The 12,213-nt window shown below is 34.1% G+C and carries 10 protein-coding genes; 9 read left to right on the top strand and 1 reads right to left on the bottom strand.

Annotated elements, in window-relative coordinates; genetic code table 11:
* Positions 1-97: 97 nt before the first annotated feature.
* The 9 genes from ABLV30_RS14195 (at position 98) to ABLV30_RS14235 (ending at position 10,807) form a co-directional block, all read left to right on the top strand.
* Positions 98-1,234: a polysaccharide export protein gene (locus ABLV30_RS14195; protein WP_116280314.1), complete on the top strand. Its 1,137-nt coding sequence runs from the start codon at positions 98-100 to the stop codon at positions 1,232-1,234.
* Positions 1,234-1,668 (top strand): protein tyrosine phosphatase, encoded by a 435-nt coding sequence (locus ABLV30_RS14200; RefSeq protein WP_116280315.1) that lies wholly within the window; start codon positions 1,234-1,236, stop codon positions 1,666-1,668. The genes ABLV30_RS14195 and ABLV30_RS14200 overlap by 1 nt, the downstream gene beginning before the upstream one ends.
* 15 nt (positions 1,669-1,683) lie before the next feature.
* A complete protein-coding gene (locus ABLV30_RS14205) occupies positions 1,684-3,846 on the top strand; it encodes a polysaccharide biosynthesis tyrosine autokinase (protein WP_187227899.1) in 2,163 nt (720 codons plus the stop codon).
* Between the two features lie 86 nt (positions 3,847-3,932).
* Positions 3,933-5,360: an undecaprenyl-phosphate galactose phosphotransferase WbaP gene (gene wbaP, locus ABLV30_RS14210; protein ID WP_116280317.1), complete on the top strand. Its 1,428-nt coding sequence runs from the start codon at positions 3,933-3,935 to the stop codon at positions 5,358-5,360.
* Positions 5,361-5,404: 44 nt separating this feature from the next.
* Positions 5,405-6,328, top strand: coding sequence for a glycosyltransferase (locus ABLV30_RS14215; protein ID WP_348865610.1), 924 nt, complete (start codon positions 5,405-5,407; stop codon positions 6,326-6,328).
* Between the two features lie 115 nt (positions 6,329-6,443).
* Positions 6,444-7,541, top strand: a complete 1,098-nt coding sequence (locus ABLV30_RS14220) for a glycosyltransferase (protein ID WP_116280319.1) — start codon at positions 6,444-6,446, stop codon at positions 7,539-7,541.
* Positions 7,541-8,431 (top strand): glycosyltransferase family 2 protein, encoded by an 891-nt coding sequence (locus ABLV30_RS14225; RefSeq protein ID WP_187227901.1) that lies wholly within the window; start codon positions 7,541-7,543, stop codon positions 8,429-8,431. The genes ABLV30_RS14220 and ABLV30_RS14225 overlap by 1 nt, the downstream gene beginning before the upstream one ends.
* Positions 8,432-8,487: 56 nt before the next feature.
* Positions 8,488-9,936, top strand: a complete 1,449-nt coding sequence (locus ABLV30_RS14230; RefSeq protein WP_116280321.1) for an MOP flippase family protein — start codon at positions 8,488-8,490, stop codon at positions 9,934-9,936.
* Positions 9,937-9,946: 10 nt separating this feature from the next.
* Entirely contained in the window at positions 9,947-10,807 is an 861-nt protein-coding gene (locus ABLV30_RS14235) for a hypothetical protein (RefSeq protein ID WP_142759547.1), read from the top strand.
* A 673-nt stretch (positions 10,808-11,480) separates the two neighbouring features.
* On the opposite strand, the gene ABLV30_RS14240 is transcribed toward ABLV30_RS14235, so the two are convergent.
* Positions 11,481-12,179 (bottom strand): EpsG family protein, encoded by a 699-nt coding sequence (locus ABLV30_RS14240; protein WP_348865611.1) that lies wholly within the window; start codon positions 12,177-12,179, stop codon positions 11,481-11,483.
* Positions 12,180-12,213 lie beyond the last annotated feature (34 nt).

Below are 12,213 nucleotides of genomic sequence, written 5' to 3' on the forward strand. Positions count from 1 at the left end.
TAGTATGTGACCGCCGGTTTCGACAGTCTGTGAAAAGCTAAAAAATGCGCGGTAGTTTGGGAATGAGACACTTTTAGTTTACTGATGATGTGACATTATGAAGAAAAAAATTGTTAGATTTTCGGCATTGGCATTAGCAATAGGGTTTTTATCGGGTTGTACAATCATGCCGGGGCAGGGGTTGAATAGCCTCCGTAAGAACGTGGTTGAGTTGCCGGATAGCGATTACGATCTGGATAAACTGGTTAATGTTTATCCCATGACGCCCGGCCTGATAGATAAACTCCGTCCCGAACCCGTCATTGCCCGTTCGAATCCACAATTAGATAGCCTGTTAAAAAGCTATGAGTATCGCATTGGCGTTGGTGATGTGCTGATGGTTACTGTATGGGATCATCCTGAGTTAACGACCCCAGCAGGCCAGTATCGTAGTGCAAGTGATACAGGTAACTGGGTAAATGCGGATGGGACGATATTTTATCCCTATATCGGTAAATTAAAGGTGGAAGGTAAAACGCTTAGTCAAGTCCGGCAAGATATTGCCAGCCGGTTGACGACGTATATTGAAAGTCCACAAGTGGACGTTAGTGTGGCTGCATTTAGATCGCAGAAGGCTTATGTAACAGGTGAAGTCACAAAGTCTGGACAGCAGCCTATTACAAATATCCCATTAACTGTGATGGATGCAATTAATGCTGCTGGTGGATTAGGCCCAGATGCTGACTGGCGCAATGTTGTACTGACCCATAATGGCAGGGATATAAAAATATCGCTCTATGCGTTGATGCAAAAAGGGGATTTAACACAGAATCATATGCTTTATCCTGGAGATATACTTTTTGTACCGCGTAATGATGATTTGAAAGTTTTCGTAATGGGAGAAGTAGGTAAGCAAAGTACTCTCAAAATGGATCGTAGTGGGATGACCTTGGCTGAAGCACTAGGAAATGCCGAAGGGATGTCACAAGCTTCTAGTGATGCAACAGGAGTATTTGTAGTCCGCCAGTTGAAAGATGCAAAAGAAGGAAAAATAGCAAATATCTATCAACTAAACGCTCAGGATGCGTCAGCCATGGTTCTAGGTACAGAATTTCAATTGCAGCCCTATGACATTGTATATGTGACTACTGCACCATTGGTTCGTTGGAATCGTGTTATATCTCAATTAGTGCCGACGATAAGTGGAGTGCATGACATGACTGAAACCGTAAAATTCATCAAGGATATGCAATAATGTTTGATTCTATACTTGTTGTTTGTACGGGAAATATATGTCGTTCCCCTATTGGGGAACGAATTCTACGCAGACTATTGCCAAATAAAAAGATTGACTCTGCGGGCACTGGGGCATTAGTTGAGTATCCTGCTGACGAAAGTGCGATTAAAGTTGCAGAAAGTCATGGATTATCTTTATTAGGGCATAAAGCACGACAGTTTACTTCGTCTCTAGGGCGTCAATATGATTTGATTTTGGTAATGGAAAAATCTCATATGGAACAGATAGGACGTATCGCGCCAGAGGTAAGAGGGAAAACAATGTTATTTGGCCATTGGTTAGATCAACGAGATATACCAGATCCTTTTCGAAAAAGTGATGAGGCTTTTTTATCAGTTTATAAACTTATTGAGCAGTCCGGAAAAGCTTGGGCTCAGAAATTAGGTGCATAATTCAGGAAACATTGCATGTCATCAGCTACGAGTAAAACTTCATCTAAAGATGTGGAAGGAATTGACTTAGGTCGCCTTATTGGCGAATTCATTGACCATCGTAAACTTATTATCTCAGTTACTTCTCTTTTTACATTAATTGCTCTTGTATATGTTATATTTGCTACGCCGATATACCAAGCAGATGCTTTAGTTCAGGTTGAACAAAAACAGGCAAATGCAATACTCAGCAATCTCAGCCAGATGCTGCCAGACAGCCAACCACAGTCTGCGCCAGAAATTTCACTGATTCAATCACGAATGATTTTAGGTAAAACAGTTGATGATCTAAACTTACAAGCGCGAGTAAAACAAAAATACTTTCCACTATTAGGTCGCGGATATTCTCGTCTTATTGGAAATAAACCTGCTAGTTTATCTATATCACGTTTATACATACCTGAAAGTGGAAACGATGTTCCAGAGATAAAACTGACGGTTTTAGATAAACGAAAATTTGTTATTTCAATCGATGATTCAACTATAACTGGTGAAGTTGGAGAATTGCTTGATGAAAAGGGTATTTCTCTAAAAATTGATGATATTGATGCTCAACCCGGAACTGAGTTTACAATCGGTTACTTAAGTCGATTAAAAGCTATTACGGATTTGCAGGAGAATTTGATTGTAGCTGATCAAGGGAAAGATACTGGAATGCTTACTCTTTCACTTACCGGCGATAATCCAGCATTAATTGAGCGTATTATTAATAGTATTACTGAAAATTATTTAGCACAGAATATTTCACGGCAAGCAGCACAAGATGCTAAAAGTCTTGAATTCTTAAGTAAACAGTTACCTCAAGTTCGTAGTGATTTGGACCAGGCAGAGGATAAATTAAATCAATACAGGAGACAAAGTGATTCTGTTGATTTATCGCTAGAAGCAAAGTCTGTTCTGGATCAAATAGTTAATGTTGACAATCAACTAAATGAATTAACCTTCCGAGAGTCAGAAATATCGCAGCTTTATACAAAGGAACATCCTACATATAAGGCTCTGATGGAAAAAAGAAAAACACTTCAGGATGAGAGAGGAAAGCTTAATAAACGTGTATCATCCATGCCTGAAACACAGCAAGAAATACTACGTTTAAGCCGAGATGTAGAGTCTGGTCGCGCAGTATATATGCAATTGTTAAATCGACAGCAAGAATTAAATATTGCTAAATCCAGCGCCATAGGTAATGTGCGAATCATTGATAGTGCAGTTACACAACCAAAACCAGTTAAGCCTAAGAAAATCCTCATCATACTCATTGGTATTATATTCGGCGCAATGGTTTCTGCCGGCCTTGTTTTATTAAGGATCTTTCTGCGCAGAGGCATTGAAACACCAGAGCAACTTGAAGAATTAGGAATAAATGTTTACGCAAGTATCCCTGTCGCTGAAAGTTTTACGAAAAATATTACTCAAACTAAAGGTTGGCGTAAGAAAACAACAGAAGAAATACAAGGCTTTCTAGCAGTAGATAATCCTGCTGATCTAGCAATAGAAGCTATCCGTGGATTACGTACTAGCCTTCATTTTGCAATGATGGAAGCAAGAAATAATATCCTAATGATCTCTGGGGCAAGCCCAAATGCGGGGAAAACTTTTGTGAGTTCGAACCTGGCTGCTGTAATTGCACAGACAGGTAAAAAAGTTTTATTTATTGACACTGATATGAGAAAAGGATATACGCACAAATTATTCGGTGAAAGTAACGCTAATGGACTATCTGATATACTCTCAGGTAAAATCGGAGTTGAAAAAGCTATAAAAACAATTTCCTCAGCTGGTTTTGACTATATATCTAGAGGAATGGTGCCTCCGAATCCGGCTGAGCTTTTAATGCACAGACGGTTTGGTGAGTTGTTGAGCTGGGCTAGTGTAAATTATGATATCGTAGTATTAGATACGCCTCCTATTTTAGCTGTAACAGATGCCGCGGTTATTGGTAATTATGTTGGTACAACATTATTGGTTGCAAGATTTGAGCTTAATACTGCGAAAGAGATTGAAGTTAGTGTGAAACGTTTTGAGCAAACAGGAGTTGTTGTAAAAGGTTGTATTTTGAATGGAGTAGTAAAAAAAGCAAGTAGTTACTATGGTTATGGTTATAACCATTATGGTTATTCATATACTGATAAAAATTAATGAACCATTGAAGGGAGCTTTTGCTCCCTCCCATTTTTTTTTAACACTGCTTTGTAATAATCTTTCAAATAACAAGAGAGGGGAATATGACGCTTCTCGTCAGGAATATCCTTGTCAGTATTTCATTAGCACTATCAGATTTTCTAAGTTTTATATTTTCACTTTACTTGGCAATGGCTACGTTATCAATAGTGATGAATGATTATGAGAAAATCGTTCCTGCCAATCAAATTGAAGGTTGGATACTCTTGCATTGGCTATTAGCATTTTGTTGCGTAGCTTGGTATTCAATGAGGCTCCGTCATTATTTTTATCGAAAAACTTTTTGGTTTGAATTAAAAGAAATTCTTCGAACTTTAGTGATTTTCGCTGTAATTGAAATCGCTGTCATGGCATTTACTACATGGTCATTTTCACGATTCTTATGGTTACTGACATGGTTCTTTGTTCTCTTGCTGGTTCCTTCATTAAGAATGCTTACAAAGAGGGTTCTCGACGTATTTGGACTATGGCGCAGAGATACATGGATTATAGGAAATGGCACTAACGCATTTGAAGCATATAAAGCTATAAATAGTGAACGTAACCTTGGATTAGTTATTGTCGGGTTTATAGCTAGTGAAGACAGGATATCTGAATTTCAAAATATTGAAGGTATACCTGTTTTAGCAAGTAGTCCGGATTGGCTATCAACTATTGATAAGAAAACGCAATTTATTGTTGCAGTTGAGTCAAATCAGAGTGAAGTTCGTAATAAATGGTTGCGTATTTTCATGATGCGTGGATATCGTTATGTTTCCGTTATACCAACTTTACGGGGGATGCCTCTTGATAGCACCGATATGTCATTTATTTTTAGTCATGAGGTCATGATTTTTCGCGTTCAACAAAATCTTGCAAAATGGTCATCTCGTATACTTAAGCGTCTTTTTGATATTGTAGGTTCTTTGTCAATCATTCTTATGCTCTCTCCTGCGTTAATATATATAAGTCGCAAAGTTAAACAAGATGGTGGCCCGCCAATTTATGGTCATGAACGTATTGGAAAAGGTGGTAAGCCATTCAAATGTTTAAAATTTCGTTCGATGGTTATTAATTCTAAAGAGGTTCTTGAGGAATTATTAGCAAGTAATGAAGACGCTAGAAAAGAATGGGAAGCAACGTTTAAGTTAAAGAATGATCCAAGAATTACTAAAATAGGGAATTTTCTTCGTCGGACTAGCTTGGATGAATTACCACAGCTTTTCAATGTGCTGAAAGGTGAAATGAGTTTGGTCGGGCCAAGGCCAATTATTACAGCTGAACTCGAAAGATATAATGATGAGGTTGATTACTATCTTTTAAGTAAACCAGGCATGACCGGATTGTGGCAGGTTAGTGGGCGTAGCGACGTTGATTATGAAACGCGTGTTTATCTTGATGCTTGGTATGTCAAAAATTGGTCTATGTGGAATGATATTGCTATATTGTTCAAAACTATCGGAGTTGTTTTAAAGAAAGATGGTGCATATTGATTATGTATGACTTCGAATGGCTATCTTAATAAAGAGTTGCAAAAATGAAATATTTTATTGCTATACCAACATATAATGGTGGCGATGTATGGAAGTTGTGTGTCGAGAGTATTATAAAAAATGCGCCTAAAGATATTTTTGTTCATGTAATTGACTCAAGTAGCAAAGATGATACTGTAATGGTTGCAGAGAAGTCTGGCTTTGATATATTAACAATAGCTAGTGCGGATTTTAATCATGGAGGGACAAGGAATAAAGCCGTCTATAATTTTATAAATCAGTTCGATGTGATCATCTTTCTTACGCAAGACTCAATTACTCAACCAAATTTCATTCAGAATATTATTTCAGTTTTCGCCGATAAAAATATCGTATGTGCATATGGTCGTCAATTACCTCATGCAAATGCAAATCCCATAGCAAAGCATGCCAGGTTTTTTAGCTACCCTAGCAAAGGATATATTGGATGTAAAAAAACAATTCCTGAATTAGGTTTGAAAACTGTATTTATGTCGAATTCTTTTTCCGCTTACAGGTTATCTGTATTTAAGGAGTTAGGCGGTTTTCCTTCAAATACTATTTTATGTGAAGATATGTATTTTACGGCCAAAGCTGTACTTGCAGGGTATAGCGTAGCTTATGTACCGGATGCAGAAGTATTACATTCACACAATTACACTCCCCTAGAGGAGTTTAAACGTTATTTTGATATTGGTGTTTTTCATACAGATGAACCATGGATTAGAGAGAGTTTTGGTGGCGCCGGGGGAGAAGGGAAAAAATTTTTAATTTCAGAATTTTTATATTTAATTAAAAATTCGCCTTCATGGGTTTTATTAGCCTTTGTCAATAATTTTATGAAATTTCTTGGATATAAAATGGGGCAGAAATATAAAATACTTCCACATAGGATAGTTTTTTTCCTTAGCATGCACAAAGGTTACTGGAGGCGTAATGGTAATTCATAAATTAATTGCATAAGTGATAATGTCCCTTTTATTTAGTAAAAATTGTGGCTGTGACAGCTTATAACATTAAGATATTTAATGATATTTTTTAAGAGTCATTTCTTAGAAGGGAAATATGAAACGTATAGTTTTTATTACTCATAACAATCAAGATAATAATGATGGCGTCTGGAAAAAAATAGCCTCGCAAGTTCAAGCGATGCGAAATAGCGGTGCTTCAGTAGATTTCTTTTATATGAAAGATAATGTTGTATGTTATAATGATGGGCACATAACTAAAAAAATAATAAATAGATACAAGAATAAATATTTCTTTTATTCATCAATTTCATCATATTTAATAAAAGAGAATAAAAAATATGATTTGGCATATTTAAGAAAACCACATGGAGGTTTGTTTGTTTTATTTTTCAATAAACTAATATCAACTTTAAAAAAACATAACACTTATATTATTGTTGAAGTCCCGACATTTCCTTATAATAAGGAGATGAATACATTTAAGTCTTTTATTAGTAATTGTATTTTTGAACTTAGCCTTCCATTTTTCAAAAATAAAATCACCGAAATATATTATATGGGAGACAAAACTGAGTCAATCTGGGGAGTAAAGGCAAAACGGATATCTAATGGAATTGATGTTAAAACGGTTAAACATGTAGATGAAAAAAATAGATCTGATAATAACTTTAACATTGTGGGAGTTGCCAACATAGAGTTTTGGCATGGTTATGACAGGATTATTTCTGGATTAAAGGAATACAAGGGGAATTTTAAGGTTATATTCCATATTGTAGGATATTCCCAGCCCGAATATAATAGACTTTTAAATATGTCGCATGAGATGGGATTGTCTGATAAAGTTATTTTTCATGGAAGAAAAAGTGGGGACGAGCTAGATACAATTATTGGGAATGCTGACATATGTGTTGATGCCTTAGGGAGGCATCGAAGTGGGAATAATACCAATAGTTCAATCAAATCGAAAGAGTATGCCGCTCGAGGAATGCCATTCGTTAAAAGTCATGAGGATTATGCCTTTTGTAATGAAGAATTTATTTTGGAAGTATTGCCTGATGACTCGCCAATAGATATTGATAGCTTAATTAATTGGCGTAGAAATTTGAAAGAAGGTTTTTCGTTACGCGAAAGAACCTTTGCAGAAAATAATTTATCTTGGGAAAAACAATTTTCTTTTTTGAAGGAGGAATAATGAAGGTATTAGCAGTAGTGGTTTTTTATAACCCTGAGGGTGATGTATATAAGCGTTGCTCATTAATTTCTAGTCAAGTTGATGATTTGATAATTTATGATAACTCAATTCAACCTGAAGTTATAAAAGAAAATAGAATAATTACATCAAAAATTAATAATGCCACATATTATGGTGAGGGGAGCAATAACGGTATCGGTGCTGCTCTTAACTTTGCTGTTAGTTATGCGCAAGAGAATGATTATAAATACCTTTTAACTTTTGACCAAGATACTGTAATTCCAGAAGAATATGTCTCTAGGATGTTATCTTCTTTTCAAAACGCACCAGATGCTGGAGTTATAGGGCCAATTTATAAAGATGTGAATGCAAATAGGGAGTGCCGATTTCCAGTAAAATATGGGCCTTTTACGATAAGAAAAACATTATCAAATGAGAAAGGTATCCAAAATGTAATGAGTATAATAACCTCTGGAACATTGTACCCGACAAAGATTTTTAAAGAAGTTGGATGCTTCGAAAGTGACTATTTTATTGATTATATTGATAATGAATTTTGTTTAAGGCTTTTGCAGCATGGTTATAATGTTTATGTTGACCCCTCGATTATTATAAATCACGCTTTAGGCAATAGATCTTTGACAAAACTTCTAGTTAAGTTTTCACCAACTAATTATCCTTTTTATAGAAAGTATTATATAACCAGGAACAGATTTTTTGTATATAAAAAATATTTTTTGAAATTTCCATCATTTATTGCGTATGACTTTTTGGCATTTAGTTTAGATCTATTTAGAGTTGTCATATTTGAGAACGATAAAAAAAGGAAACTAAAAGCATACTTAAACGGGTTTACAGATTTTATTAAAAATAAAAAAGGTGCAATGTAGACAATTTAAACAATATTATTTATTTAGATCATAATTGGTTAGCTTATTGAGGCTCTATGGGCATACTATCGAATGCAAAATGGGTTGCATTGTCACAGTCAATTAAAATTTTGGTAATATTAATTAACTTGGTTGTGTTGGCAAGATTGATACCACCTGCCGACTTCGGTCTAATGGCAATGGCTTTAGTTGTTGTAAATTTAGCAAATCTAATTCGAGACTTCGGTACGTCTGCTGCAATTATACAAAGACAGTCTTTGTCGGACAAAACAATAAATGCTGTATTTTGGTTAAATGTCATTGTAGGAGGCTTACTTCTAACAATTATTATTGTTTTTTCTCCTGTTATTTCATATGTATTTAATGAACCTCGGTTGATAACTATTCTCTGTTTGTTATCAATAAGCTTTCCAATTGCTTGTTCATCATCAACTCATTTGGCTTTATTAGAAAAGAAATCTAAATTTAAAAGGATTGCTTTTATTGAGGTCTCTTCATCATTGATAGCTGTTACTGGGGCCATTATTCTTGCATATAAGAATTTCGGCGTATATAGCTTGGTTTTTCAAGCAATCACCTCCTCAGTTTTGTCAGCTGTTCAGATCTGGATAGCATCCCGCTGGAGACCAAATTTTAGTAACATAATTGATATTTCTGAAATTAAAAATATCTTTGGCTTCAGTGGTAATTTAACAGCATTTAATTTTATAAACTATTTTTCTAGAAATGCAGATACCATGATTATTGGTTACTATATGTCAGCAAGTATTTTAGGGGCATATTCATTGGCTTACAGAATAATGTTGTTTCCTATTCAAAATCTTACTTTTGTAGCATCACGAGCTTTATTCCCTATTTTTAGTGAAAACCAAGATAACAATCCAGTCTTAAAAAAAACTTATCTAAATGCTGTGTATTTTATATTATTAATTGTTTTACCATTGATGGTTGGATTGGCAACTCTTAGTAGACCCTTTGTAAACCTAGTTTTTGGTCAGCAATGGTTTTTGGTTGGTGAGTTATTGAAATGGCTAGCGCCAACAGCGATTATACAATCAGTACTCAGCTCCACTGGGGTTATTTTTATGACTAAGGGGAGGACTGATGTTTTACTCAAACTTGGGGTTTTTAGTACTGTATTACAAGTACTTGCATTTATAATTGGTGTACATTTCGGTATAGTGAATTTTGCGAAAATTTATTTCTTTGCAAATATAATAAATTTTATTCCAGTAATGTTTTTGGTGATGAAATTAATTGATGGCTCTATAATAGAACTATTAAAGAAAACCTATACGATAGTTATACATAGTGCTATTATGGCCTTTGCATTAATTCTATGTTGTGAATTTTTACCTTACTTCAATAGTATTGAATCATTTATTAAATTAGTGCTAATTTCTCTTTTAGGATGTGGAATATATGTTTCATTGATATTCTTAACTGAATTTGCGAAAATTAAAGAATTTAAAAGTAAGCCAGCCAATAATATCAAGTCTAACTGAAAGGGAATCAATGATGTACGCATCGGAAATTCAAAAACCTAAGTTTTCTATCCTTGTTGTTTTGTATGATAAGGATTTTCATAAATCTAATACACTTAAGATATTAAATGAAAAATTTATACTGAAGAATGTATCATCATTATTTGTTGTCAATAATGGGCCTTGTGCGCTATCGCTTAATAGCCCTTTGATAAAAGAGTTAAAAAATGATTTTTTAGAGTTTAATTACAAAGAATATTTAGATAATAAACCATTAAGTAAGATTTATAATGAGTTTATTTTATCCACAAAATCTCATTATTATATAATATTTGATGATGACTCATGTCCTGAAGAGTCTTATTTTAATCATCTTAAGGAGATTACTGAAGATCTCTGCTTGCCAAGGATAAAGAGCAAAGACGACGGTTTGATATATTATCCTTGCATAGATATGCACCCTGTAATAATAGATGGCGTAGTGGATGTAAACTATACAATGTCTATTTCATCAGGTTTGGTAATAAGCGAATCTCTAGCGCTTAATTTACAGAAACATTATTCTGAAATTTTTGATGAAAGATACTGTCTGTATGGTATTGATACTTCATTTTTCTTTAGATTAAGAAAACTTGCTTCGTCACATTATGCAATTTCGGCTACATGTGCGGGTGACATTACTCATTCTTTATCTCGTGTCACTCAAAATCAGACGGACTTCAGAATACGTGAAAGATTATATGACGTTGCAATAACCACTCGATGGTACAGTGCCTACTATGGATATAAGCCTTTTATACGCAAGTTGCTTGCTAATATAGTAAAGTTTAAATTCCAATTTGCTGTCGTACTCGTTTCAACTTATATTATTGGAAAGCATCCTAGAACATAGTCGCTAAAAAAATCTTGTAGAGTACTTAATGAGGTCTGGAATGGTGATTAATGACACATTATAATTCCTCGCACACAGAATTGTCGTTAATCGTTATCTAAAAGCACTAGATATTAAATGCAGTTGATTTTTTAATTTTTAACTAAGTGTTATAGATAAAAGCCGCACAACATTTGCATGCGGCTTAAAGTTTTAGATGGGATAGGACATTTTTAATAGCTCAGACGTCCATATTGTTAATATACTCAAGAGTATAATACCTATGATATAAAAGAGAGTATAAAAGTTGTTTGTACTGCTTTTTTTGAATGTAAAGAGTAACATAATTAAGCATAAATTTGATGCAATTGGTAACCAATAGAAATTTCTAAAAAACCATGCCATGGAGATAATAGATACTGCATAAATGTTCAGTAGAGATATATAATTACTGGCAACGTAATATAAGGGATTTAACCCCACCTTTTTTTCTTCGCAGACTTTTTTATCTAGTTTGAAAAGGAAAATGGTATTTATCAATAATGGTAGAAATGCTTCTATTGTGAATTTTATTTTTCTTAATATTGATATATCATAAAATGCTGAACCGTCAACTTCAGAATTAAGATAACTCGACATTTTACTTGCAATATTTACACCTACAAATATTTGATCGAGTGACGAACTCAGTGTGCTATATCGCAATATTCTTTGCAATATCAAGATTTATAATAAAGGATATGCTAAAAAGAATTATTGCAAATAAACTTAGATATTTAGTGGCCTTAATGCTTTTAGACAAAAATAGAGATATAACACATATAACTATAGGAATTAATGCTCCCCAATGAATGCTTACAGCAACTACAGAGAGAATAGAAAATTTTAAATAATCTTTCCTTGCTATGTATAACAGCGAAAACATAATAAACAGGAGGGCTATTCCCTGACGATAAGTATTTGTTGCTAAATCAAGCATGTACCATCCATATAGCAATGATATCATGAACAATGATTTATAGGGTTTCGCTTTCAACACAATGCACGTAAAAAATAATAAAATAGTTGCAAAGATAAAAGAGCTTGCAAATATAAAAAATGCATGTTCTGCTGATATGGCTTTTATGGTTTTCATTAGGATATAAAAACCGAAGCCCCAGTTAAAGTCAGCAAAGTTATTAAGAGCATCAAAATTTTCAAGATACATTTTTATATCTGTCGTTCCTGGTTCTCTTAACCCATAAAATAATACCATAGTAATGTAAGCGATTAATAAACCTACCAAATCAATTTTTCGTGAGTTATATTGTATCGCAAAATATGATACGAAAAGGGTAAATATAGAAATACCGAAAAATAGCAGCAGATATAAATTACCAAAAAATAAAGGCATTTATTGTTTACTCCTTGATTACTTTTATATGAGC

This window comes from Klebsiella sp. CN_Kp113 (genome assembly GCF_040064585.1).
Classification (GTDB): domain Bacteria; phylum Pseudomonadota; class Gammaproteobacteria; order Enterobacterales; family Enterobacteriaceae; genus Klebsiella; species Klebsiella michiganensis.